Below are 25,625 nucleotides of genomic sequence, written 5' to 3'. Positions count from 1 at the left end.
AAAGATTACAAATAGGGGGTTCATTATGAAAAAGAAGAAATTAGCAAGTGCATTTCTTTCGTTATCACTTGCAGCGGGGGTATTGGCAGGTTGTTCCGGATCGGACTCTGCTTCAACATCAAAAAAGGGTGAAGAGGGAGACACGATCAAAATCGGTGTGAACCTTGAATTATCAGGGGGAGTAGCCTCTTATGGACAATCGATTTCAGAAGGCCTCAAGCTTGCGACTGAAGAAATTAACAAAGAAGGCATTGATGGAAAAAAAATCAAACTTATACCAGTTGATAATAAATCGGAAGCGGCTGAAGCGACTAGTGGTGCCATCAAGCTGACTTCTCAAGATAAGGTGACAGCGATCGTCGGTGCCGCAACGAGTACGAATACAATCGCACAGGTGCAGATTGCCCAAGATAATAAGGTTCCGGTCATCTCTCCTTCTGGGACAAGCCCAGAAATCACATATAAAGATGATAAATTGAATGATTATGTTTTCAGAACAAGCTTTATCGATCCTTTCCAAGGAACCGTTGCAGCGAATTTCGCCACTAGCGAAATCAAAGCAAAAAGCGCAGCCATCTATATTGATAGTGCAAGCGATTATTCAAAAGGGTTAGCGGCAGCTTTTAAGGAACAATTCGAAAAAAATGGTGGAAAAGTTGTAGCGGAAGAAGCTTATATTGCCAAGGATACTGATTTCCGTTCTACACTGACTCGCCTGAAATCGGCAAAACCGGATTTCATCTTCCTACCAGGCTACTATGAAGAAGCTGGATTGATCGTTAAGCAGGCTCGTGAAACAGGTCTTGACGTTCCATTCATGGGCGGCGATGGTTGGGATTCTCCTAAACTAGTTGAAATTGCTGGTGAGAAGGCTCTAAATAATACATTCATCACCAACCATTATTCTTCAGGTGACCCTGACGAAAAGATCCAGAACTTTGTGTCGGCATTCAAGGCTGAATACAAAGACAAATCCCCTGATGCTTTTAACGCTTTAGGCTACGATACTGGCTACTTCCTTGCCGATGCCATTAAACGTGCCGGATCTTCGGATTCGGATAAGATCAAGGATGCTTTGGAAAAAACAAAAGATCTTAGCCTTGTGACGGGAACATTTACATTAGATGAAAAACACAATCCAATCAAATCCGCTACGATCCTTGAGTTTAAAGAAGGAAAACAGGTATTCAATACAAAAATCAATCCTGAATGATCTGGGAAAGGTTTTAACCTTCGCCGGCCCTTCTTCGATTAGAAGGTGCTGGCGACTTCTCATTTTTTACCCACTGAAAAAATAGACGTGCCGCATTATAAAATTAGATTTTTCAAGGAGAGTCGAATATGGAATTGGTACAACAGCTAATAAATGGAGTTTCACTCGGTAGCATTTATGCCCTTATCGCTCTCGGATATACGATGGTGTATGGAATTGTTAAACTGATAAACTTCGCACATGGTGACGTCTTCATGGTCGGATCATTCGTTGGTTTCTACTCGATAACGGTTTTGGAACTGTCATTCGTGCCAGCTCTTCTTATATCAATGACGGTCTGTGCACTCTTTGGCGTATTAATTGAACGGATCGCATACAAGCCATTGCGCAATGCAACGCGCATTGCCGCTCTTATAACCGCCATCGGTGTTTCGCTTTTGATCGAATATGGATTCATCTATGTCCGTGGTGCACAGCCGGAAGCTTATCCGAGTGATGTATTGCCTTCGGATAAAATCAATATATTCGGTGCTTCGATAAACAGCCAGTCGGTATTGATCTTTGGCGTAGCCGTCGCATTGATGATCGTTCTACAAATCATTGTGCATCGAACGAAAATCGGGAAGGCGATGCGTGCCGTTTCTTTCGATGCAGATGCGGCTAAGCTGATGGGGATCAACGTCAATAATACGATTTCAGCAACATTTGCAATCGGTTCCGCATTAGCGGGAGCAGCAGGGGTCATTTTTGGTATCTATTATATAAAAATCGAGCCTTTGATGGGAGTGCTCCCAGGGTTGAAGGCATTCGTAGCCGCGGTGCTTGGTGGAATCGGAATTATCCCGGGTGCGATGGTCGGAGGATTATTGCTTGGAGTCATCGAGGCTTTGGTCAGTGCCGCCGGCTATTCATTATGGCGGGATGCCGTAGCCTTTATCGTACTGATTCTTATCTTGATTTTCATGCCACAAGGCTTGTTCGGTAAAAACAAAAAAGAAAAAGTATAAGGGAGACAAAGCTATGACTACTTTTAAGCGAGCTAAAGGTTTTTGGCTCTCGATCGTCCTATCACTGATCTTTTTCGCCGTGGTCCAGGTACTGATCGGCGGCGGTTCTTTGAATCCTTTTTATCAAAATACGCTAATGTTCATCGGGATCAATATTATTTTGGCAACGAGCCTTCATTTAATCATCGGGATTACCGGTCAATTTTCAATCGGACATGCCGGCTTTCTGGCCGTCGGTGCATACGCTTCAGCGGTCGTTACCATGAAGTTGCAAATGCCGTTTCCCCTGGCATTGATTATAGGTGGGTTGGTCGCAGCGCTTGCCGGTTTGATCATTGGGATTCCAAGCTTACGTCTTAAAGGGGATTACCTGGCAATCGCGACCTTGGGGTTTGGAGAAATCGTCCGGATCGTGCTCTTGAATATTGACTATGTAGGCGGGGCAAGCGGAATGCAAGTATCGCATTTGACTACATGGCCGTGGGTGTTCGGGTCCGTACTCATCACAGTCCTTGTCATCCGGAACTTTACAAGTTCGACACATGGAAGGGCCTGCATCTCGATCCGTGAGGACGAAACGGCAGCTGATTCGATGGGAATCAATACAACCTATTATAAAGTTGTCGCGTTTGCAATCGGTGCTTTCTTTGCTGGAATCGCTGGAGGGTTATATGCCCACAACTTCTATATTATCCAACCGTCGAACTTTGGGTTCTTGAAATCATTCGATATCTTAATTCTAGTCGTACTCGGTGGACTTGGAAGCTTATCCGGTTCCGTATTGGCAGCTATCCTTCTTACGGTCGTCACGACATTCCTGCAAGACTATCCAGAAACAAGAATGATCATTTACAGCCTTGTTCTGATTGTGATGATGATTTATCGTCCACAAGGCTTGATGGGAACGAAAGAAATAACGTCCATGTTCAATCGTAAAGGAGGCAGCAGCCATGGCAACAACAAAAACACCGCTGCTTAAAGTCGACTCGGTCGGCATCCAGTTTGGAGGGCTTAAAGCGGTATCCGATGTTAACGTCGAGTTGTATCCGGGGGAATTGGTCGGTTTAATCGGACCGAATGGAGCTGGGAAAACGACCTTTTTCAACTTATTGACTGGGGTTTATGTCCCGACTGAGGGCACCATTTCCCTAGACGGGGAAAACTTAAGGAAACGTCCGCCCTATAAAATCACGCAAAAAGGAATCAGCCGGACGTTCCAGAATATCCGTTTGTTCAGTGAACTTTCGGTGATTGATAACGTAAAAGTAGCCTATCATTCTCTTTCGAAACATAGCATTGTCAGTTCCATCTTGCGTTTCCCCACCCATTTTAAAGGGGAACAGGAAATGGAGGAAAAGGCCATTGAATTCCTGAAGATCTTCAATCTGGATCGATACAAGGATGAAAAGGCGAAAAACCTGCCGTATGGTCAGCAAAGGCGCTTGGAAATTGCCCGTGCCCTTGCCGCTAACCCGAAATTACTCTTACTCGATGAACCGGCGGCCGGCATGAATCCCCAGGAAACACACGAACTCATGAAATTGATTGCCCTAATCCGTGAGAAATTTGACTTGACCGTGCTGTTGATTGAACACGATATGCCACTTGTCATGGGTGTATGTGAGCGAATCTATGTGCTCGATCATGGCCAGTTGATCGCTCAAGGGAAGCCGGAAGAAATACGTAACAATCCAAAAGTCATCGAGGCCTATCTGGGCGAGGAGGTTTCATAATGTTAACAATCGAGGATATTAACGTATATTACGGGAACATACAGGCACTAAGGGGCGTCTCCCTCACGATCAACCAAGGTGAAATTGTCACCCTGATTGGGGCGAACGGAGCGGGTAAAAGTACGATGCTCAAGACGATTTCCGGCTTATTGAAACCGAAACAAGGAAAAATTCTTTATGAGAATCAATCCATCGGTGGCAAACCTGCCCAATCGATCGTGAAGATGGGAATCTCACATGTCCCAGAAGGACGCCGTGTTTTCGCCAATATGACGGTGGAAGAAAACCTTCAACTAGGTGCATATTTACGAAAAGACAAGGCGGAGATCAAAAAGGATATGGAAAAGGTATACGAACTATTTCCACGCTTGCTTGAGAGACTGAAGCAACAATCGGGAACCCTTTCTGGCGGAGAGCAGCAAATGCTCGCGATGGGTCGGGCCCTCATGGCAAAGCCGCGTCTGCTCTTATTGGATGAGCCTTCAATGGGACTTGCTCCGTTACTGGTGAAACAGATTTTCAGCATCATTGAGGAAATCAATAAAACGGGCACGACCATTCTGCTCGTCGAACAAAATGCGAACCTTGCCTTATCCATTGCTGATCGAGCGTATGTAGTGGAAACGGGTCGCATCGTCCTATCGGGTCAAGCTGAGGAATTAACGGCAAGTGAAGAAATCAAGAATGCCTATTTAGGAGGACACTGAAACCGCAAATTGCGGTTTTTTCTTTTGATAAAAATGGAAATGATTCATATTGACTAGATGAAAAATTAGTAAATCTAAATCTATCAGTATACAATTTAGATAGAGGGAACTAATGAAAAAATCCCCATAACAATCTATTGGAGTGATCCCATGCAAAAATTATTTCAGTCCATCCTACCTATCGCACTTCTTTTAACATTTTTGCCAATTCAACAGCCAGAAGCCGTTTTTGCAGAGGAAACTCCTAATGCCGATGGTGTCATTGTAAAATATATAGAAACAAATCATGAGCCTATCAGCGAATTAATTGAGGCGGTAGACATCCCTAAAGGGCAAACCACAGAAAAGCTAATAGAGAAGCTTGAAGATCAGAAAAAGGTAGAGTATGCAGAGCCAAACTATCTTTTTAAAAAGATGGAAAGTCCGGCTGACCCTATCTTTAAGGAACAATGGCATCACCAAAAAATCGGGACGAAAGCTGCATGGAAAAAGACCATGGGCTCAAAAGAAATGATCGTAGCCATCATTGATGATGGCATTGACCGCAATCATGAAGATTTAAAAGGGAAGATTTATAAAGGATATGATACCGTACGGGAGAGAAAGAATATCTTGCCCAAAGGAGAACATGGAACGCATGTTGCGGGGATCATTGCCGGTTCTGCCAACAATAAAGTAGGCGGCGCAGGTGTGGCCCCTACGATTAAAATTATGCCGATTAACGTTTTTAACGGACAATATGCAGATACAGTCGATATTATTGAAGCCATTCATTATGCGATCGAAAACGGGGCCGACATAATCAATATGAGTCTAGGAGAAAACCATTATTCAAAGGCGCTAGATAAAGCGGTCCAAGAGGCGTATAAAGAAGGGGTACTGATTATCGCAGCGTCCGGAAATGACGGGGATTTGAAAAAGAGCAACAAGCGAGTATACCCTGCCGCATTCAGTCATGTCATTTCGGTGGGTGCCACCACATCAAAAGATAAGCGCGCCACTTATTCCAATTACGATTCATCGGTGGATATTACAGCCCCCGGAGACAAAATCCTTTCAACATTTCCTAATAATCGATATGCCTATATGAGCGGTACGTCCATGGCGACACCCATTGTTACCGGTGTAGCCGCATTGATTTGGTCCAACGAACCGAAACTTTCCCAATTAGCGGTGGAATACCGGCTATATGATTCGGCTATCGATTTAGGCACAAAAGGGAAAGATGTCTACTATGGAAACGGGCGGGTCAATGCCAAAAAGGCGCTTGAGATGAAGACCCTCAGTAAGCCTTCTGTGACAGGCATCTCGGATAAGGATACGAAAATTAAAGGAACGATACCTAGTAACTTCAAAACAGGCACCGTCTCCATTTATACGAAGAAAAAAACGCTTGCCACGGTAAAAATCAACGGGGAAAAGACATTTTCAGCGACGATTGGCAAACAGAAAGCCGGTCAGAAAGTGTATATACGGGTCGTCGATAAAACAGGAAATAAAAGCGTACCGGTCTCCCTTACAGTTACCGATAAAACCGCCCCACCTAAGCCGACAGTAAATGTTGTCGGTGACAATACGACAAAGGTGACGGGGAAAGCGGAAGCGAGTTCGAGCGTGATAGTCAAAACGGGAACGACTACGCTTGGAAAGGCCACCACCAACAGCTCAGGCAAATTCACCGCGACGATGAAGAAAAAGCAAAAGGCTGGAAAAGTGCTTATCGTAACTGTAACCGATAAAGCGGGAAACCAAAGCCCTGCAAAAAAAGTGACGGTCAAGGATAAAACCGCACCAAGCATTCCGACAGTCAATAAAGTTACGCCCAAAACAACAAAGGTGACAGGGAAGGCAGAAGCAAGCTCAACTGTTTCTATCAAAACATCAGGCAAAGTCATCGGATCTGCCAAAGCTACCAATAAAGGCAACTTCACGGTCAAGATTGCCAAGCAAAGTGCCGGGAAAATCGTGTATGTCTACGCAAAAGACGAGGCAAAGAATGCAAGTAAGTCAAGAAAAGTGACCGTGAAAAAGTAAAATTATAATAGAAAGGAAGCCTCCGAGAATCTTGGAGGTTTTTTTGTACTAAATACCGTGAAATAAGTATATGCATTAGTTGATAACTTGGTAAATTTATAGTTCATGAGTACGGGGAAGAGGGGATGAGTATGAAGCGGATGTTTTCTTTATTGGTTATCATCGCCTTTTGCATCCAAATTGGCGTTGGTAACGGTCCACCTACACTAGCAGCTGAACAAGCCAATCCAACCGCGATTGAAACAGATCGGGTCATTGTCAAGATGAAGCCTTCAGCCAAAGAAGGTAGTTTGAAAAAGTACAAGGTGAGCGAGAAAACGATAGATCAACAGGGTCTGTTGAAAACGATGGAAGTCCCGGATGACACAAGCCTAGTTGGTTTTATAAGGAAGCTAGAAAAAGATAAAAATATTGAGTACGTGGAACCAGATCATCTCATTCAATTGATGAAAAAACCGAGTGATCCCCATTATACGAAGCAATATCATCACAAGTTGATCCAAACCGAGAAAGCCTGGGACAAGACGAAGGGCTCGAAAAGTATTATAGTGGCCGTCATTGACAACGGGGCAGACCTTAATCATCCCGATTTAAAAGGAAAATTCTTTGCTCCCTATAACATGGTGAACCTTAGCCCCCATTTGCCGGCAGGAGAACATGGAACACATGTGGCCGGAATCATTGCGGCTACGATGAATAATGGAGCTGGCGGAACGGGTGTCGCCCCGAATACTAGAATCATGCCAATCAATATATTTAGGGGAGAATATGGCTATTCCTCTGATCTCATCTATGCCATTTATTATGCCGTGGAATATGGGGCCAATATTATCAATATGAGTTTAGGAGGCTTCAATTATTCTTATAGTGAAGATCAAGCCATCCAGTATGCCCATGATATGGGATTGGTCATCGTTGCCGCAGCTGGAAATGAAGATACTTACTGGAACAGTTATCCCGCTTCCTATGAGAACGTCATTTCCGTCAGTGCGACGTCAAAGAAAGATCGAATTGCCGACTATTCCAATTATGGAACCAATATTGACTTGGCTGCACCAGGTGATTCGATTTATTCAACGCTTCCTTATAAATCGTATGGGTATATGACAGGAACCTCGATGGCCGCGCCTATCGTCACTGGGGTCGCAGCCTTGGTCTGGGGGAACAAGCCCACCTTGAAGAATACGCAGGTCGAAGAACGCCTATTCAGCACGTCCGATGACCTAGGTAAAAAGGGAAAAGACGATCTTTACGGAAATGGGCGCGTAAATGCCAAAAGGGCCGTGAACTACGTCGCAAAGCCAACCGTTCATACAGTCAAGGACAATGCTAAAACAATTACAGGAAAAGCTGAAAAAGGCTCGACCGTTACCGTTAAAAAAGGAAGCAGCCAGCTCGGAAAAGCAAAAACCAACAGTGCGGGAACATTTAAAGTTACGATGAAGACAAAACAAAAAGCAGGAACCAAGCTTTCCGTTACGGCCAAAAGCAAAGCGGGATATTCCAGCAAAGCAAGAACCGTAACTGTGGTCAAAGCGAAAAAATAAACAGGTTCAGCCTCCGGAATCATCCGGGGGCTGTTTTCAATAAAAAAATCTCACAAATAAATAGGTAATTCGACCACAAACAGCAATAATTCAACCACAACCACAATTAATTCGACCACGGAAAATGATAATTCAACCACAGAAGCATATAAATCAACCATACTAATTAACCACATATAAAAAAGAGCCAAAATGTCTCAAAAAGTAAAATTTATATTTCTAACCTGCTGATGATCTAGCACAATATTTGTTTCCTGTGCGGCTAACGTAGTGATCTCCACCCTCACTTGATGCCGCCTATTATCTAATTAACTAGATGCACTACCACCAGTGACTGTTGTTTTATTCACAATGGTCATATCCTTTCATATGAAGCTATTAATAAGCTATACATGTTACGAGAAAGAAAAAGGGAGAGGTCAAATTTCTCTTAAGCCGGGAAAAATAAAGAGGGGAAGCAGTAGTAGAGTAGATAGAAATCCTTTTAACTGGCTCCTTTAGAAGTAACTATATGATTTTTTTGAGTAATATGACCTATATTAGGGCTGGAATTCACTAATTTTGAAAAGTAATGATTATATATCATTATTTTTTACAAAAAAAGGAGATAACGAACAATAAACGACATTTTTTGCTAGTAATAAATGGTAATATAGGTTTTAATAATTATAAAGTAGGTAAAAACATGAAAAAAGGAAAAATAACCTGTTCTAATTAACTACCAAGGGGGCCTATATGGAGGAAACAATAAGTTTAAAAGAATTGTTTATGACATTGAAGAAAAGATGGGGTTGGATATTGGGAATTACGGTGCTAGCAGTCTTAGTAGCGGCCATTGTCAGTTTCAACTATCTACCCTCAGTCTATCAAGCTTCTACTCAGTTACTGGTCAATCAAGCAAATGATGAGAAAGGCAGCAACGTTTATAGCACCAATGAGGTTCAAACGAATTTACAATTGATCAATACGTATACTGTCATTATACAAAGTCCAGTCATACTTGATATCGTCAATGAAGAGCTAGGTTTAGAGCTATCCACCAAGCAATTGAATGATAAAATTTCCGTACAAAGCGAACAGGATTCACAAGTGCTGAATGTTACGGTTCAAGATGAGAAGCACGAAAGGGCAGTGATGATTGCCAATACGACTGCCAGTGTATTTCAAAGAGAAATAACCGAAATCATGGCAGTGGATAATGTGAAAATACTTGCAAGAGCAGAATACGAAAGTAATCCAGCTCAGGTTCAACCTAAGCCATTATTAAATATTGCAATCGCTCTAGTAGTAGGTCTAATGGCGAGTATAGGTTTAATTTTCCTATTAGAATACCTAGATAATACAGTCAAAACAGAGCAAGACATTGAACAAATTCTTGGAGTGCCTGTTCTAGGTGCCATCATGGAAATAAACGAAAAAAAAGAAAAGAAATCGAAGATACGATCAAGCACCGCGGTAGGCAAAGGGGTGAAAGCAAATGGCTAGGAAATCTAGCAGGAAATCTACAAACGGACAAAATTTAGTTGCAAAGAATAATCCCAGGTCGCCTATATCCGAGCAATATCGAACAATCAGGACCAATATTCAATTTTCTACGGTAGATACAAAGGTCCGTTCCATTTTAGTGACATCTTCCTCGCCTTCGGAAGGAAAATCGACGACTGTGGGCAATCTAGCCGTAGTATTTGCCCAACAAGGAAAAAAAGTACTCCTAGTCGATACAGACTTAAGGAGGCCAACTATGCAATTTGCGTTCGATATAACGAATAATACCGGTCTTACGAACGTCCTTATGAAACAGACTTCTCTTATGGAGGCTGTATATCGAGCAGATGAAGAAAATCTGTATGTTTTACCTAGTGGTCCAATTCCACCAAATCCAGCTGAATTGTTAGCCTCGAAGGCAATGGATGAATTAGTGGAACAGATGTATGGGGAATTTGATATCGTCCTTTTCGATTCACCGCCAATCTTGGCTGTAACCGATGCACAGATTCTAGCAAATCGCTGTGATGGGACAATACTAGTCGTAAGAAGTGCAAAATCAGATAAAGATGAAATGAGAAAAGCGAAGGAGTTGCTAGACTCTGTTAATGCCAACGTGTTAGGTGCCGTATTAAATAGGAAAAAACTGAAGAAACAGCAATACTACTATTATCAAAATAAGTGAACAGGCGATCTCTAGCTTAGATAAGTAGGAAAAGGAGTTATGACATGATTGACATCCATTGCCATATTTTACCCGGAGTTGATGATGGCCCCACACAGTTAGCGGAGAGCATTGCGATGGCAAAAGCAGCCGTCGCAGAGGGGATTCGTTTAATTATTGCCACTCCACACCATGATGATGGTCATTATGACAATCCGAGGCAGACGATCTTGAATAAGGTGAATGCTCTTAACGATGTGTTAAGGGCAGAAGCCATCGGTCTCGATATAGTACCAGGCCAAGAAGTAAGGATTACTGGAGATCTATTACACAATTACGACGTTGGAAAAGTGTTATCACTCGTGGACGGAAGGCAATACATCATGATTGAGTTGCCTTCCAGTCATGTTCCGGCTTATACAAAACGGTTATTATATGACATTCAAATGGATGGGCTTCTGCCCATCATCGTCCATCCCGAACGTAACCTAGAGCTTGTCTCTTCTCCTCATTTATTATACGAGTTCGTCAAAAGTGGAGCCTTGACACAAATTACGGCAGGGAGCGTTTGTGGACTCTTTGGGAAGAAAATCAAAAAGTTCTCCCTTCAACTTATAGAGGCGAACTTGACACATTATGTAGCATCCGATGCACATAATTTAACGAATCGGAAGTTTCATATGATACAAGCATTTGATGAAATCGAAAAAAATTTTGGTGTGGATATGGTATACGGTTTCATGGATAACGCAGAACTACTTATCCAAGGAGATTTAGCATATAAGGAAATTCCACAACAGATTGAATCGAAGAAGTTTCTTGGTCTCTTCTAGAACGCAATTGAATAATTAGTCAGAAATTTTTCTGACCGGTGAGGTTCCTTGCCCGTTATCGCGAGAAACACTCGATTGTGCTGTGGGATGTTCATCAACCTTAGACGCTAGTCGTCAGTAGTGCAATGTGAGGGTGGGTTAGATGCCCAACTTTATATTATTCATAATGTGCCTAATAAATAGCTAATGAGAGAACATATCTGCTTCCCTATATGTTTTTTCATTAGCTATTTATTTAAAAAAAGAAAGGGGTTAAGTACGTGGCATACCGCAGTAGGTTAACGTTTTTATTTCTGTTGGATTCATTCATTGTTATGACATCCATTTATATCGGCTGTTTGATTTTATACACGGATTCCATCTTATTCGGTAACCAGACACTTATAGTGACTTCGATTACCTTATTGTGCAGCCATCATCTTTTTGCCTCATTATACAAACTCTATAACAAAGTTTGGGCCTATGCGAGTGTCAGGGAATTATTAGCCATCATTAAAGCGGTTTCACTGTCCATTGTTGTTACAGCGGTCGTACAATTACTATTCTTTAACCAAGTGTATATTAGAGCACTCGCCCTAACCTGGATGCTCCATGTATTGCTGATTGGCGGTTCACGGTTCATGTGGAGAATGCTGAGAGATCGATATACGAGTTCTAAATTGGCTAAAAAGAATACATTGATCATTGGCGCAGGAGAAGCAGGAACGATGGTGGTTCGGCAATTGCTTAATAATCAACAACATACAGACTTGAAGCCAGTGGCCTTTATTGATGATGATCGGAAGAAGTATAAGTTGGATTTTCTAGGTATACCAGTTGTCGGGAAATCCAAACACATACCAGAAGTGGTCAAAAAGTATCAGATAGATAACATCGTGATCGCCATTCCTTCACTTAATCGAAATGATTTAAAGGAAGTGTATGAAGCGTGTTCAAAAACAGATGCCAAGATCCTCATCATGCCAAAAATTGAAGATATCATGCTTGGGAATGTATCGCTTACGCATTTCAAAGAAGTGGAGGTTGAAGATTTACTAGGGAGAGAGCCTGTCGATTTGGATATTAACGGAATCTCGGAATATGTAACAGATAAAACAATTCTAGTAACTGGTGCAGGTGGCTCGATTGGTTCCGAGATTTGTCGGCAAATCTGCCGCTTCTCGCCTAAGCAACTGATTCTATTAGGACATGGAGAAAATAGCATCTATCAAATCGATATGGAACTCAGAAAAGTACACGCCGAACATATTGAAATCATTCCTATTATTGCTGATATACAGGACCGGGAAAGAATATTTGAAGTGATAGACAACTATAGACCCCATATCGTATACCATGCGGCCGCACACAAACATGTTCCACTCATGGAATACAATCCACGTGAAGCAGTCAAGAACAACATCTTTGGCACCAAAAATGTAGCGGAAGCTTCAGATACATTCGGTGTTGGGTCTTTTGTCATGATATCTTCAGATAAAGCAGTGAACCCGACAAATATTATGGGATCGACTAAGCGAATTGCGGAAATGATTATTCAGCAATTGGCTAAAAATAGCCCAACCAAATTCGTCGCCGTCCGCTTTGGAAATGTGTTAGGAAGTAGGGGCAGTGTCATTCCTCTCTTCAAGAAACAAATCCAGGCAGGCGGACCTGTAACAGTGACACATCCAGATATGACAAGGTATTTTATGACGATACCGGAAGCATCGCGCTTAGTCATTCAAGCCAGTTCCCTTGCACGAGGCGGAGAGATTTTCGTCCTTGATATGGGTGAACCCGTTAAGATCGTAGACTTAGCGAAAAATCTCATTCAACTATCTGGTTATACGATAGAAGAAATAGGGATTAAATATTCAGGTATCAGACCAGGTGAAAAGATGTATGAGGAACTATTAGGAGAGAAAGAAGTTCATAGTGATGCCGTCTTCCCTAAGATATTCATTGGAAAAGCAGTTTTGGAGCAGGAAGAGGAAATCAACTACCTTTTACGCTCCCATGAAAGTTTACCATTAGCGGAACTGAAAGAATTCGTGATTAATTTGGCTAATCGGAAAAAGAATAAAGATTTTTCAATAGCGAAGTAGTTATAGGGAGGAACATAAATGAAGAAGGTAAGAAAGGCAATCATTCCTGCGGCGGGTTTAGGTACCCGTTTTCTACCAGCTACGAAAGCTATGCCAAAGGAAATGCTGCCGATTATAGATAAGCCAACCATTCAGTATATCGTCGAAGAAGCCATTGCCTCAGGAATTGAGGATATCATCATTGTCACGGGCAAAGGTAAAAGGGCGATAGAGGACCATTTCGATAATGCCTTTGAGTTGGAAAATAATCTAATGGAGAAAAATAAATTCGAACTCTTGGAAAAAGTCCAAGCCTCATCTAAAGTGGATATTCACTATATTAGACAGAAGGAACCTATGGGATTAGGCCATGCGGTTTGGTGTGCAAGAAAATTCATTGGTGATGAACCATTTGCCGTTCTATTAGGAGATGATATCGTTCAGGCGGAGACACCATGCTTAAAACAATTAATCGATGAATATGACCAAACCCTTTCGTCTGTGATAGGTGTGCAAACGGTTCCTGAGAACGAGACACACCGCTATGGCATCGTAGATCCTTCCGGACAAACAGGAAGAAGATATCAAGTGGATCAATTCATTGAAAAACCCACAATAGGAACGGCACCATCAAACTTAGCGATCATGGGCCGGTATATTCTTACACCTGAAATTTTCATGTTCTTGGATCAGCAACAAAAAGGAGCGGGTGGCGAAATTCAGCTAACCGATGCCATCCAAAAGTTAAATGGAATTCAACGTGTATTTGCCTATGACTTTGAAGGGAAACGGTTTGATGTGGGTGAGAAGTTGGGGTTTGTCAAAACGACGATAGAGTTTGCCCTCCAAAATGATGAGATTAAGGATGAGTTATCTGAGTACTTAACGGACATGATCCTGAACATGACTGCAGATGAAATAAAAGCGTAGGTTAGAAATTATTCTTCCAACTAAGAGAAATGGTTAATCCCTTCCTTGATGATAGAACCAATTATATGTAGTGCTACTAATTTACTGAAAAAATCATCAAGGAGTGTTATCTGAAATGTATTTAAAAATCAAACGATTCATTGATGTCCTTCTTTCTTTCTTGGGAATTCTTATTTTATCACCAGTGTTTTTACTGTTGATTGTAGCCATCAAACTTGATTCTGAAGGTCCGGTATTATTCAAGCAAAAGCGTGTAGGACTTAATAAGACCTATTTTTACATCCTAAAGTTCCGAACCATGAGGTTTGATACACCTAAGGATACGCCAACCCATCTATTAGAAAACCCCGATCAATATATTACCAAGATGGGGAAATTCCTAAGGAAAACGTCAATGGATGAACTTCCACAAATCTGGAACATATTCGTGGGTGACATGAGCATCATCGGACCAAGACCAGCCTTATGGAACCAATACGATTTAATCGATGAACGTGACAAGTATGGAGCAAATGATGTTCCACCTGGTCTTACCGGATGGGCGCAAATCAATGGAAGAGATGAACTACCAATCGAGGTAAAGTCCAAGTTAGATGGAGAATATGTCAAAAAGATTAGCTTTAGAATGGACCTTAAATGTTTCTTCAAGACAATCATTAGTATCCTGAAACGTGATGGAATCGTTGAAGGCAAAACTGGAAAAAAAGAAGCAGCAAGTACTAGGGAGAATATACCAAAATGAAAAGAATATTAATAACAGGGTTAAACAGCTATGTTGGCAATAACCTGGGGAAATGGCTTGAAAATTATCCAGATGAATATTCTGTAGATTTCATCAGTCTCAGAGACAATGAATGGAAGGATAGAGATTTTTCTGGATTTGATGTTGTTTTTCATGTGGCGGGGATAGCTCACGTATCCAAGAATCCTAAAATGGAAGAAATGTACTATAAAATCAATCGTGATCTTACTGTAGAAGTTGCCAAAAGAGCTAAGTCTGTTGGAGTAAAACAATTTGTTTTTATGAGTAGCATTATTGTTTATGGCAATAGTAGCAATAATAATGGAGTAATAGATAGATATACGATTCCTAAACCAATTGATTTTTATGGAAGGAGTAAATTACAGGCTGAAGATGGTATTAAAGCTTTGGCAACTGACGCTTTTAAAGTGGCTATAATCAGACCGCCAATGATTTATGGGAAAAACTCTAAGGGAAACTTCCCTAAGTTAGCAAAAGTAGCACTGAAAACTCCACTATTTCCTGAACTAGATAATCGACGAAGTATGCTTCATGTAGATAATCTTTGTGAGTTTATCAGAGTCATAGTAAAGAATGAAGAAGGCGGAACATTCTTTCCCCAAAATAAGAAATATGTGAAAACGAGTGAAATGGTTAAATTGATTGCAGAAGTTAATGAAAAAAATCTCAGACTCACTAAAATTTTTAATCCAGTACTGAAGTTTTTAATAACTAAATCAAACCTCATTAACAAAGTGTTTGGAAATTTAATTTATGATCAAAGTATTAGTCGGTATAAAGAGGATTACCAAATTAGAAGTTTACGGGAATCGATAGAATTAACAATAAATTAAAAGAGAGAGGAGGAATATATATGGGGAAACATATTTTGGTTATCGCTCAATACTTTTATCCGGAACAATTCCGTATTAATGACATCTGTACTGAATGGGTTAAAAGAGGATATAAAGTAACTGTTATTACTGGCATTCCAAACTACCCACAAGGTAAATATTTTGATGGGTATGGAATTTTTAAAAAAAGAAAAGAAGTATTCAATGGCATCGAGATTATTAGAATTCCTCTTATTCCTAGAGGTAATTCTTCGATTATGCTAGCTTTGAATTATTTATCCTTTGTTATGTCGGGATTTGTTTGGAATGTGTTCACCAAAATTAAAGCTGATTATGTATTTATCTTTGAGGTTTCTCCTATGACACAAGCATTACCAGGTGTTTGGTATGCAAGGAAAAGGCGAATACCATGTTACCTATATGTGCAAGATCTTTGGCCGGAAAATGTAGAGATAATCACAGGTATTTCGAATAAATATATAATTGGCGGAATAGGAAAGCTAGTAGATTATATTTATGCTCGTTGTACTAGGATTTTTACAACATCAAAAAGCTTTGTAGAGTCAATTAATAAAAGAGGCGTTTCTAATGAAATAATAGAGTATTGGCCACAATATGCGGAAGATTTCTACCGACCTTTAAAGAAAGCTCGTAAAAAAGAAATTCCTAGTGATGATGCATTTAACATAATATTTGCAGGTAACATTGGAAATGCACAAGGGTTAGATATCTTGCCGAAAGTAGCTACGATGATAAAAAAAAATCAAATAAAAAGAAAGATTCGATTTAATGTAGTGGGTGACGGCAGATATAAAAAAGCGTTAATTGAAATTGTTAAAACCAATAACTTAGAGGACTTATTTAATTTTATTCCTAAACAACCTGCACACAAAATTCCAGAATTCATGGCAGCTTGTGATGCCGCTTTTTTATGTTTAATTAAAAATCCTTTATTTGCTATGACGATTCCAGCAAAACTACAGTCCTATATGGCTTGTGGAATGCCAATTATTGCTTCTGCTGAAGGGGAAACAAATAAAATAATCAATGAATCTAAGGCCGGTGTAGTCAGTCCTTCAGGAAATGTCGAAGAATTATACAAAGTGATTACTGAAATATCTTCCAAAAAAGATGAAGAATTAAAAATGATGGGTCAAGAATCAAGAAGCTATTCTGATAAACACTTTAATAAAGAAAAATTATTAACAAGAATGGATGAATTCTTTACTGATGATTTAGATTTGGAGGGGAAGAAAATTGTTTAAGAATAAAACTCTTTTAATCACTGGTGGTACCGGTTCCTTTGGTCATGCTGTAATGGAAAGGTTTTTAGACAGTGATATTAAAGAAATTCGCATTTTTTCTAGAGATGAAAAAAAACAAGATGATATGCGAAAAAAATATAATAATCGTAAGCTTAAATTTTATATTGGCGATGTAAGGGACTTGGAAAGTGTGGAAAATGCGATGTACGGAGTAGATTACGTTTTTCATGCAGCTGCCCTTAAACAGGTACCTTCCTGTGAATTCTTTCCATTGGAAGCTGTGAAAACGAATATCTTGGGCACAGATAATGTATTATCCGCTGCTATAGATTATGGAGTTAAGAAGGTCATCTGCCTTTCGACTGATAAAGCTGCCTATCCAATTAATGCAATGGGAATATCAAAAGCGATGATGGAGAAAGTTTTTGTAGCTAAATCAAAAACGGTCGATCCTAAACAAACCCTTATTTGTGGAACAAGATATGGGAATGTTATGGCTTCCCGCGGCTCTGTTATTCCGTTATTTATCGAACAAATCAAGAGTGGAAAACCGCTGACCATTACAGACCCCAATATGACTAGATATCTAATGAGTTTAGAAGATGCAGTAGAGCTTGTTATTTTTGCTTTCCAGAATGCAACGGCAGGGGACATAATGGTACAAAAGTCACCAGCTAGTTACATCGGAGACTTAGCTCAGGCTATTAAAGAATTATTCGAAGTACATAATGAAATTAAAGTCATTGGTACAAGACATGGAGAAAAATTATATGAAACATTACTTACTAGAGAAGAATATGTCGTTTCGGAGGATTTAGGTGGATTCTTTAAAGTGTCGGCAGATAACAGGGATTTAAACTATGATAAATATTTTGCTGAAGGTGATCAAAAACTTTCTACTGACCAAGAGTATAACTCTCATAATACTCAAATTTTGTCTGTGGAACAAATAAAAGAGAAACTGCTTGAGTTAGAATATGTTCAAAATGAATTGAAAAATATGAAGACTTTTACCTCAAAATAACGTTTTACTTTATTAGAAAGGCTGGTTATATCCGTGAAAATACTGGTTACTGGCGCGAATGGCTTTGTTGGAAAAAACTTAATTGCTGAACTAAATAATAGAGGATATAAAGATATTATAAAGGTGACAAGGGAAACAGAGGCGTCAGTATTAGATAATTATGCTAGAGACTGTAATTTTGTTTTTCATTTAGCGGGAGTAAACCGCCCTGCTGATGAAAAGGAATTTATGCAGGGAAACCTCTATTTTACGCTTGAATTACTTGAGTCATTAAAAAAGCATAATAATAAAGCACCATTTCTTATTACGTCATCGATTCAAGCAGACAAGGATAATGCATATGGCAGGAGCAAAAAATCAGGTGAAGATGCCCTCTTTGAATATAGCCATCAAACAGGATCGGAAGCACTGGTATATAGACTCCCTAACTTATTCGGGAAGTGGAGTAAGCCTAACTATAATACGGTCGTAGCGACGTATTGCTATAACATTGCGAGAAATATAGATATTCAAATCAATAATCCAGAAGCGAAATTAACACTATGTTACATTGATGATCTTTTAGAAGAATTCTTACAGGCTTTAGAAGGAAAGCCAACTAAACAGGATAAATACTGCTATGTGAATACAACTCATACTATTACATTAGGAGAATTAGCTGAAACGATTCAAAGTTTCAAAGAAAGCAGAGAAAAGCTAAGCATTCCCAATATGGAAAACTCTTTAATGAAAAAATTGTATAGTACGTATTTAAGCTTTTTACCAGAAGTGGATTTTTCCTATGAGTTAAAAATGAATGTGGATCACAGAGGTTCTTTCACCGAGTTTATTAGGACACCAGAAAGAGGACAAGTGTCTGTTAATGTATCTAAGCCTGGAATCACAAAGGGAAACCATTGGCATCATACGAAGAACGAAAAGTTTCTAGTAGTAAGCGGAGAAGGGCTGATTAGATTTAGACCCATTGATTCCGAAGAAATCATTGAATATAGAGTTAGTGGTGAAAAGCTAGAGGTAGTAGATATTCCTACTGGCTATACACATTCCATCGTCAATGTGGGAGAGAACGATCTCGTAACAATTATGTGGGTAAATGAATGTTTTGTTCCTGAAAAGCCAGACACATACTTCTTGGAGGTTTAAGTGAATGAAGAAATTAAAAGTAATGACAGTCGTAGGAACAAGACCAGAAATTATTAGACTATCTGCTGTAATAAATAAACTAGAAGAATCAAATGCAATTGAACATATTCTGGTTCATACAGGCCAGAACTATGATTATGAATTAAATGAAGTATTTTTCAATGATTTTAAATTGAATAAACCGGATTATTTCCTTGATGCAGCAAACGGAACGGCCATTGAAACAATAGGAAATATCCTAATAAGAATAGATCCTGTCTTAGAAGATGTTAAGCCAGATGCACTTCTAATATTAGGGGATACGAATAGCTGCTTATGTGCAATTGCGGCTAAAAGAAGACATATTCCTATATTTCATATGGAAGCTGGGAACAGATGCTTTGACCAGCGAGTACCAGAGGAAACGAATCGAAAAATTGTCGATCATACGGTCGACATTAATTTAACCTATAGTGATATCGCTAGAGAGTATTTACTTAGAGAGGGATTACCTGCAGATCGTATTATAAAAACGGGAAGTCCAATGTTCGAAGTCCTAAATTCAAGAAAAAACGATATTGAGGAATCTGATGTTTTAGAGAGGTTAAACCTCGAAGAAGAAAATTATTTTGTAGTATCAGCACATAGAGAAGAAAACATTAATTCAGAAACGAACTTTATGAGTTTGGTAGAGAGTTTAAATGCTGTAGCAGAAATCTATAATATACCTATTATAATGAGTACCCATCCTAGAACAAGAAAGATGATTGTAGAAAAACGAATCAAGTTTCATCCATTAGTAAAAACTATGAAGCCTTTAGGATTTAATGATTACGTCAAGCTTCAAATTAAAGCCTATGCTGTTCTAAGTGATAGTGGAACAATTAGTGAAGAATCTTCCATTCTTGGATTCAAAGCTCTTAATATCAGACAAACACATGAAAGACCAGAGGCTATGGAAGAAGCTTCAGTTATGATGGTTGGTTTGAAAAAAGAACGAATATTACAGGGGCTTGAGATTTTAAAGATACAAGAAAAAGATACTTTAAGACATGTTGAAGATTATTTTATGCCGAATGTTTCGGATAAAGTACTTAGGATAGTATTGTCATATACAGAGTATGTTAATAGAGTTGTTTGGGGAGAGGATTTATGAAGCTTTTAGTAGCAGCAGACTCTTATTTTTATAAAACACCAGACGGGAAATATTGGTGCAAAACTATATATGGGTATAAATTTTGGAAACGTTATTTAAAAGTATTTAATGAAATAGTAGTTGTTTCTAGAACGAAAGATGTAGAAACAACGAAGGAAGTTAGTGGTTTTATAAGAGTAGATGGTCCAGGTATGAGTATTGCTGAATTACCTCCATTACGTGGAATGAAAGAGTACATTCTTAATTACGGTAGTCTGCAAAAAGCAGCAAAAAAAGCTGTTGAGGATGTGGACTGTGCATTAATTAGATTACCTTCTGTTTCCGCTTTTATGATTTTGAAATATTTTCAAAGAAAGAAAACACCTTTTTGTCTAGAGGTTGTAGCTGATCCTATAGATGCGTATGCGTCTAATAAGATAGCTCAAATATATTATACAAAGAAACTTAAGCAAGCAACGTTAGAGGCTAAAGGAACTTCATATGTAACTAAAGAATTTTTGCAAAAAAGATACCCTTCTGCCTCTATGGTTTATAATGATCGACTAAATTATTTTGAATCATATTATTCAACAATTGATTTAAAAGAAGAATTCTTTTTTGGACCCAGGAAATACAAGATTAAGTCAGGACTATTTAAGTTAGTACATACAGCTAATAGTATCAACTCAGATGTCAAGGGGCATAAGGAATTATTATTAATTGTTAAAGATTTGATTGATAGAAATTTAAATGTAGAGGTAACATTTATTGGTGACGGTGATAAACGTAATTATTTTGAAGAACAAGCTAAGAGATTAAACATTGATAAGAATATTCATTTTACAGGTTTCTTATCATCACCTTCTGAAATAAGAGAAGTATTGTTAAATTCAGATATGTTTGTTTTCCCAACAAAAGCAGAAGGTCTTCCCAGAGCATTAATCGAAGCAATGGCAACTGGGCTTCCATGTCTCTCTACAAATGTTAATGGTATTCCTGAACTACTATCAAATGAATATCTCTTTAACCCATTAGATGTAAAAGGTTTTTCAGATAAGATAGAATATCTTATTAAAAATCCAAGTCTACTAAATAAAATGAGTGAAGAAAATGGAAAAAAAGCTTTGGAGTATATTGACTATAAGTTAGAGGAAAGAAGAAATGAGTTCTATTCAAAACTCAAAAAAATATGTGAGGTTTGAATAAGTTTAAATATGCATTAAAAAAATTCGTATTTTCCTTATATTTAGAGAGGTTAAAATGATAGTACTATTTTATATCACCTTATATTTTTTCTTTTTATTTATAACATATTTCAAATTTGGCACTTTATTTAGAGCAAATAATTTATTTAATACAATGTGGAGTTTGGGAGCCATAGTTGTTTTATATGAGGTCGCAGGCTTATACCCTGTCTCGCTATTGACCCATATGTATATCGTTTTTTCAATTCTCTCTTTTAATATTGTTTATCTTTTATTTTCAAAGAAAACTTTTAAGTTTCAAATGAATATTGACAGAAGAGATTTGAAACTTAAATATGTATATTTACTGAATATTTCATCATATTTTTTCCTCATACCGATTCTTATAAATGCTATAAAAATAATTATTAATTTAGGCTGGGATAGTTTAAGGTTATATGCATTTCGAGATTCAGATATATTAGCTTCAGCACTTCAATTGAGAATTGTTTCCTGGATAGTTTATCCGATTTTTCTTTCAACTATTCTATTAGCAGTAATCTTGGCCGTTAAAAAAGTAAAAATTCCTTTCTTATATGTTATTGCAACTTTAAATTTATTATCTTATACAATTAGTTTTGGTGGAAGAAACGATATAATTAAGACTTTTTTTTATTTTATATTAACTTTTTTAGTTTTAAAAAGTACAAATATTAAAAAAGTTATAATCCCAAAAAAATATATATTTTATGGTATTTGTATCTTATCTATTACCTTTTATCTAACAACACTACGTAGCTTAAAGGGTCTAAATTTCATAGAAAACGCATTAGTTTACTTTTTTGGATCCTTATCTTACTTTGACGTTCTTATACATTCACCAGAATTTTCAACTTTTCATGATTCTTTATTATTTGGTACTGGAGTATTAGGTTTCTTAATAAACCCTCTACTATATATAGGAATGATGATATTTGGAATTCCAAACTATACATCTGAATACTTAGTAAAGATAGTGACTGACAATTATATATTTATTAGCGAAAATTTCCGTTATAATGCTATGTCTTCTGCACTTTATCCTTTTTGGAGAGATGGTAAAGGGGTTGGTATTGTCATTGGTATGATGGTATTTTCTATTATAGTAGTGGTTATAGAGAACAAATATTACAATAATAGAAATTTACGATCTTTTTCTCTATATATATTTATATTATTTATAGTTTTTTCAAGTGTTATGAATTACGAGTTATTAACCATTAGAACTTTTATGAATATCGTATTTATTATTACTTTCACGAGACCGTTAACAAAAGCAATAAAAGTCCAAAATAATCGAGGTCTTTAAATGAAGAAATTAAGTGTTATCGTCCCTGTATATAATGTGGAAAAATATATTAACCGGTGTATTACTAGTTTAGTTAATCAAACTTATACTAACCTAGAAATAATTCTCGTGAATGACGGTTCAACTGATAATAGTGGTTTAATATGCGAAACTTATGCTAAAAAAGATAAAAGGATAAAGGTTTTAAACCAAAAGAATAGTGGACAATCTTCTGCTCGTAACAATGGACTGAGTGTTGCGACAGGTGATCTTTTGGGATTTGTTGATAGTGATGACTGGATAGCAATAAATATGTATGAAACATTAATTGAAAATCTTGAACAATTAAATTGTGATATTTCTGCTTGTCAACGGATAAACGTTAAAAATGAGAAAGAAGCTTTTAATGCAAAGAAAACAAATAACGTTTCTACCTTTGAAAGAGATGAAATAATTGATGTTTTTTTAACACGAGATATGTTGGCGGTATATGACAAGGTATATCGAAAAGATATATTTGAAAATATTATATTTCCAGTTGACAAGATACATGAAGATATTTGTTTAACCTATTTACTTATGACAAAAGCCAAAAGAATCTCTATTTCAGATATGGAAGGTTATTGTTATTATTCTGCAGATGGAAGCACTACAAGAAGTCCTCTTAAAATTAAAGATTTCAATATGATTGATGAATGGAATAAAATTTTAGAGAACTTTACGTGCGAAAATTTATCCTTAGTAAGAAAAGTAAACGTTAGATTATATGTATCATACTTTAACCTAATAAACAAATATGTAATGTTTGGAGCAGAAAATATAGAAACCGAAAAAAAGATAAAAAGTAATATAGATGGATGGAGAAAAACACTGAAGGATAATAAAGAAGTAATAATCAATAGTGAATATGTAAATGCTTCAACCAGTAAACAAATAAAAGTATTATGTGTATCTTATAATACTTTTAAGGTTACTAAAAAAATATATATTTATTTAGTCGCAAAGTATGTTGTCAGTTTGAATTGAAATTTTAGAGTTTCTATAGTTCTTATTTTATTTTAGATAAAATTGAATTTGTAGTCGATTTGATGAAAATAATTAGAGGAAAGTAAAAATAGGATTAAAGTGTCAAGAGATTGGAATTCTTGTCATATAATAAATGCTGAAAATTCCCTTCTTAATCTATTCTCTTTAATAGGTATTAGAATAGAGATGCTCAATTTAACTTAAGCAACGGGTACTTACCCCTTACTAATAAGCAGAATTTAACAGCGGATTGAACTATTTAATTTAAAGAAAAGTACTAAGGGGATAATAATTGAAAAAAAATACAAAAAATCTCACTTACACATTTATAGCTAATTTCCTGTCTTTGGCAATAAGCGCAAGTCTAATTTTGATAGTACCAAAATATGTAGATATATCGGATTATGCCTATTGGCAACTATATCTATTTTATCTCACTTATATTTCTTATATGTCACTTGGAGTAACAGATGGAGCATACTTACGTTATGGTGGTTTTGAGTACAAGAATTTACCGAAAAAGGTTTTTGTGTCTCAATTTTGGTTTTTAGTCATATTTGATATAATCATTTATCTAATTTTCATATTGTCTTTTGGTTTACTTTCTAATAATCCTAACAAAGAAATAGTGCTGTTTTTAACATGTCTTGCAGGTTTAATGGTTGTTCCACGATCATTAATAATGCTTATATTACAAGCGACTGGAAGAATTAAAGAGTATTCTATTAGTATTATAATTGAACGATTAATATTTTTTATTGTGACTATAGTTATTTTAATGACAAGTTTTAAAGATTTTTATTTTTTGATACTAGCTGATATTTTTGGAAAGGTTTTTTCTATTATTTACTGTATTTTAGTATGTAGAAATATAGTTTTTGGTAAATTTGCATCTACAAGAGAGAGTTTAAATGAAATATGGATTAATATTCTTGTGGGAAGCAAATTATTATTTGCGAATTTATCAAGTGTTTTAATTTTAGGTATTATTCGTTTAAGTATAGAAAAAAAATGGGGTATTGAAATTTTTGGTAAAATATCATTAACTTTAAGTATCTCTACTATGCTCTTAACTTTTATTAATGCAATAGCCGTTGTTTTATTTCCTGCATTAAGAAGGACACCTGAAAAAAATTTATCTTCAATCTATACAAAAATGAGACAACTTCTAATGATATCATTATTAGGAGTGTTGATGTTGTATTTTCCTTTAGTATACGTTCTTTCTAATTGGCTACCAGCATATTCAGATAGTCTAATATACATGTCTATTCTTTTCCCCATATGTGTATTTGAAAGCAAGAATATAATGCTGATAAGCACTTACTTAAAAACTATGAGAAAAGAAAAAGTTATGCTAAAAATTAACTTTATCACCCTAATTGTAAGTATGATTATTACTTACGGTAGTGTTTTTGTTTTAGTAAATATTAATTTAGCCATATATTCTATAATTTTTGTTTTTGCTTTTCGTAGTATTGTTTCTGAAATATACCTAGGTGGAATTTTGAATATAAATGTAAAACTAGATATATTCATAGAGGTAATGTTGACGATTGTTTTTATTATAAGTTGTTGGTACTTTAATCTAGTTCAAGGGTTAATATTGTATTTAGCATTTTATATATTTTTTCTTTACTCTAAGAAAACTATCATACTAAAGATATTAAAGTATATGAAATTAAAATAATTCTATAACGTTTTCTGAAAATGAAAGGATGAAGGAGATT

22 protein-coding genes are annotated in these 25,625 nt (G+C 37.2%); all 22 read left to right on the top strand.

The annotated features are described in order from the left end of the window. The first annotated feature begins 25 nt into the window (after positions 1–25). The 22 genes from ACIQXH_RS02775 to ACIQXH_RS02670 all read left to right on the top strand — a co-directional run bounded on the left by ACIQXH_RS02775 (position 26) and on the right by ACIQXH_RS02670 (position 25,585). Complete coding sequence (locus tag ACIQXH_RS02775; RefSeq protein ID WP_402869799.1) at positions 26–1,213, top strand: ABC transporter substrate-binding protein; 1,188 nt, start codon at positions 26–28, stop codon at positions 1,211–1,213. A 128-nt stretch (positions 1,214–1,341) separates the two neighbouring features. Further along, on the top strand, positions 1,342–2,220 hold the full coding sequence (locus ACIQXH_RS02770; protein ID WP_402869797.1) for a branched-chain amino acid ABC transporter permease: 879 nt from the start codon (positions 1,342–1,344) through the stop codon (positions 2,218–2,220). A 13-nt stretch (positions 2,221–2,233) separates the two neighbouring features. Then, the gene (locus tag ACIQXH_RS02765; protein WP_402958251.1) at positions 2,234–3,199 is read left to right on the top strand and encodes a branched-chain amino acid ABC transporter permease; all 966 of its coding nucleotides are present in this window, start codon (positions 2,234–2,236) and stop codon (positions 3,197–3,199) included. Then, a complete protein-coding gene (locus tag ACIQXH_RS02760; protein ID WP_402869793.1) occupies positions 3,171–3,953 on the top strand; it encodes an ABC transporter ATP-binding protein in 783 nt (260 codons plus the stop codon). Before ACIQXH_RS02765 ends, ACIQXH_RS02760 begins: the two co-directional genes overlap by 29 nt. Then, positions 3,953–4,660, top strand: coding sequence for an ABC transporter ATP-binding protein (locus ACIQXH_RS02755; RefSeq protein WP_402869791.1), 708 nt, complete (start codon positions 3,953–3,955; stop codon positions 4,658–4,660). The genes ACIQXH_RS02760 and ACIQXH_RS02755 overlap by 1 nt, the downstream gene beginning before the upstream one ends. A 150-nt stretch (positions 4,661–4,810) precedes the next feature. After that, positions 4,811–6,694 (top strand): S8 family serine peptidase, encoded by a 1,884-nt coding sequence (locus ACIQXH_RS02750; RefSeq protein ID WP_403122063.1) that lies wholly within the window; start codon positions 4,811–4,813, stop codon positions 6,692–6,694. Between the two features lie 131 nt (positions 6,695–6,825). Continuing rightward, positions 6,826–8,241 carry a S8 family peptidase gene (locus ACIQXH_RS02745; RefSeq protein WP_403122061.1) on the top strand — a complete coding sequence of 472 codons (1,416 nt, stop codon included), beginning with the start codon at positions 6,826–6,828 and terminating at the stop codon, positions 8,239–8,241. A 735-nt stretch (positions 8,242–8,976) separates the two neighbouring features. Beyond that, positions 8,977–9,726: a YveK family protein gene (locus ACIQXH_RS02740; protein ID WP_403122059.1), complete on the top strand. Its 750-nt coding sequence runs from the start codon at positions 8,977–8,979 to the stop codon at positions 9,724–9,726. Beyond that, positions 9,719–10,411, top strand: coding sequence for a CpsD/CapB family tyrosine-protein kinase (locus tag ACIQXH_RS02735; RefSeq protein WP_403122057.1), 693 nt, complete (start codon positions 9,719–9,721; stop codon positions 10,409–10,411). The genes ACIQXH_RS02740 and ACIQXH_RS02735 overlap by 8 nt, the downstream gene beginning before the upstream one ends. A gap of 44 nt (positions 10,412–10,455) precedes the next feature. After that, positions 10,456–11,223: a tyrosine-protein phosphatase gene (locus ACIQXH_RS02730; RefSeq protein ID WP_403122055.1), complete on the top strand. Its 768-nt coding sequence runs from the start codon at positions 10,456–10,458 to the stop codon at positions 11,221–11,223. A gap of 260 nt (positions 11,224–11,483) precedes the next feature. Then, on the top strand, positions 11,484–13,307 hold the full coding sequence (locus ACIQXH_RS02725; RefSeq protein WP_403122053.1) for a polysaccharide biosynthesis protein: 1,824 nt from the start codon (positions 11,484–11,486) through the stop codon (positions 13,305–13,307). Between the two features lie 18 nt (positions 13,308–13,325). Continuing rightward, positions 13,326–14,216 carry a UTP--glucose-1-phosphate uridylyltransferase GalU gene (gene galU, locus ACIQXH_RS02720; RefSeq protein WP_403122051.1) on the top strand — a complete coding sequence of 297 codons (891 nt, stop codon included), beginning with the start codon at positions 13,326–13,328 and terminating at the stop codon, positions 14,214–14,216. A 115-nt stretch (positions 14,217–14,331) separates the two neighbouring features. Next, positions 14,332–14,958, top strand: coding sequence for a sugar transferase (locus tag ACIQXH_RS02715; protein WP_403122049.1), 627 nt, complete (start codon positions 14,332–14,334; stop codon positions 14,956–14,958). Then, positions 14,955–15,812 (top strand): NAD-dependent epimerase/dehydratase family protein, encoded by an 858-nt coding sequence (locus ACIQXH_RS02710; RefSeq protein ID WP_403122048.1) that lies wholly within the window; start codon positions 14,955–14,957, stop codon positions 15,810–15,812. The genes ACIQXH_RS02715 and ACIQXH_RS02710 overlap by 4 nt, the downstream gene beginning before the upstream one ends. Before the next feature lie 20 nt (positions 15,813–15,832). After that, on the top strand, positions 15,833–17,077 hold the full coding sequence (locus ACIQXH_RS02705) for a glycosyltransferase family 4 protein (RefSeq protein ID WP_403122046.1): 1,245 nt from the start codon (positions 15,833–15,835) through the stop codon (positions 17,075–17,077). Next, positions 17,070–18,101, top strand: coding sequence for a polysaccharide biosynthesis protein (locus tag ACIQXH_RS02700; RefSeq protein WP_403122044.1), 1,032 nt, complete (start codon positions 17,070–17,072; stop codon positions 18,099–18,101). The genes ACIQXH_RS02705 and ACIQXH_RS02700 overlap by 8 nt, the downstream gene beginning before the upstream one ends. Before the next feature lie 33 nt (positions 18,102–18,134). Continuing rightward, positions 18,135–19,244: a capsular polysaccharide biosynthesis protein CapF gene (locus ACIQXH_RS02695; protein WP_403122041.1), complete on the top strand. Its 1,110-nt coding sequence runs from the start codon at positions 18,135–18,137 to the stop codon at positions 19,242–19,244. A gap of 4 nt (positions 19,245–19,248) precedes the next feature. After that, complete coding sequence (wecB, locus tag ACIQXH_RS02690; RefSeq protein WP_403122039.1) at positions 19,249–20,379, top strand: non-hydrolyzing UDP-N-acetylglucosamine 2-epimerase; 1,131 nt, start codon at positions 19,249–19,251, stop codon at positions 20,377–20,379. After that, positions 20,376–21,560: a glycosyltransferase gene (locus ACIQXH_RS02685; RefSeq protein ID WP_403122037.1), complete on the top strand. Its 1,185-nt coding sequence runs from the start codon at positions 20,376–20,378 to the stop codon at positions 21,558–21,560. The genes wecB and ACIQXH_RS02685 overlap by 4 nt, the downstream gene beginning before the upstream one ends. Positions 21,561–21,618: 58 nt before the next feature. After that, positions 21,619–22,890, top strand: coding sequence for an O-antigen polymerase (locus ACIQXH_RS02680; protein ID WP_403122035.1), 1,272 nt, complete (start codon positions 21,619–21,621; stop codon positions 22,888–22,890). Beyond that, positions 22,891–23,895, top strand: a complete 1,005-nt coding sequence (locus ACIQXH_RS02675; protein ID WP_403122031.1) for a glycosyltransferase — start codon at positions 22,891–22,893, stop codon at positions 23,893–23,895. Positions 23,896–24,187: 292 nt separating this feature from the next. After that, positions 24,188–25,585: an MATE family efflux transporter gene (locus tag ACIQXH_RS02670; protein WP_403122028.1), complete on the top strand. Its 1,398-nt coding sequence runs from the start codon at positions 24,188–24,190 to the stop codon at positions 25,583–25,585. Positions 25,586–25,625 lie beyond the last annotated feature (40 nt).

It is taken from the genome of Peribacillus sp. NPDC097225 (genome assembly GCF_044761955.1).
Classification (GTDB): Bacteria; Bacillota; Bacilli; order Bacillales; family DSM-1321; genus Peribacillus.
Note: the sequence above shows the minus strand (reverse complement) of the source record. Positions and strands in the feature narration are given on the sequence as shown.

Excerpts from the sequence above, each read along its gene's own strand:
- ACIQXH_RS02715 (WP_403122049.1), top strand. The coding sequence starts at position 14,332 with ATGTATTTAAAAATCAAACGATTCATTGATGTCCTTCTTTCTTTCTTG.
- ACIQXH_RS02735 (WP_403122057.1), top strand. The coding sequence starts at position 9,719 with ATGGCTAGGAAATCTAGCAGGAAATCTACAAACGGACAAAATTTAGTT.
- ACIQXH_RS02740 (WP_403122059.1), top strand. The coding sequence starts at position 8,977 with ATGGAGGAAACAATAAGTTTAAAAGAATTGTTTATGACATTGAAGAAA.
- ACIQXH_RS02710 (WP_403122048.1), top strand. The coding sequence starts at position 14,955 with ATGAAAAGAATATTAATAACAGGGTTAAACAGCTATGTTGGCAATAAC.
- ACIQXH_RS02765 (WP_402958251.1), top strand. The coding sequence starts at position 2,234 with ATGACTACTTTTAAGCGAGCTAAAGGTTTTTGGCTCTCGATCGTCCTA.
- ACIQXH_RS02745 (WP_403122061.1), top strand. The coding sequence starts at position 6,826 with ATGAAGCGGATGTTTTCTTTATTGGTTATCATCGCCTTTTGCATCCAA.
- ACIQXH_RS02750 (WP_403122063.1), top strand. The coding sequence starts at position 4,811 with ATGCAAAAATTATTTCAGTCCATCCTACCTATCGCACTTCTTTTAACA.
- ACIQXH_RS02775 (WP_402869799.1), top strand. The coding sequence starts at position 26 with ATGAAAAAGAAGAAATTAGCAAGTGCATTTCTTTCGTTATCACTTGCA.
- ACIQXH_RS02755 (WP_402869791.1), top strand. The coding sequence starts at position 3,953 with ATGTTAACAATCGAGGATATTAACGTATATTACGGGAACATACAGGCA.
- ACIQXH_RS02705 (WP_403122046.1), top strand. The coding sequence starts at position 15,833 with ATGGGGAAACATATTTTGGTTATCGCTCAATACTTTTATCCGGAACAA.
- wecB (WP_403122039.1), top strand. The coding sequence starts at position 19,249 with ATGAAGAAATTAAAAGTAATGACAGTCGTAGGAACAAGACCAGAAATT.
- ACIQXH_RS02675 (WP_403122031.1), top strand. The coding sequence starts at position 22,891 with ATGAAGAAATTAAGTGTTATCGTCCCTGTATATAATGTGGAAAAATAT.
- ACIQXH_RS02760 (WP_402869793.1), top strand. The coding sequence starts at position 3,171 with ATGGCAACAACAAAAACACCGCTGCTTAAAGTCGACTCGGTCGGCATC.
- ACIQXH_RS02770 (WP_402869797.1), top strand. The coding sequence starts at position 1,342 with ATGGAATTGGTACAACAGCTAATAAATGGAGTTTCACTCGGTAGCATT.
- ACIQXH_RS02680 (WP_403122035.1), top strand. The coding sequence starts at position 21,619 with ATGATAGTACTATTTTATATCACCTTATATTTTTTCTTTTTATTTATA.
- ACIQXH_RS02685 (WP_403122037.1), top strand. The coding sequence starts at position 20,376 with ATGAAGCTTTTAGTAGCAGCAGACTCTTATTTTTATAAAACACCAGAC.
- ACIQXH_RS02730 (WP_403122055.1), top strand. The coding sequence starts at position 10,456 with ATGATTGACATCCATTGCCATATTTTACCCGGAGTTGATGATGGCCCC.
- galU (WP_403122051.1), top strand. The coding sequence starts at position 13,326 with ATGAAGAAGGTAAGAAAGGCAATCATTCCTGCGGCGGGTTTAGGTACC.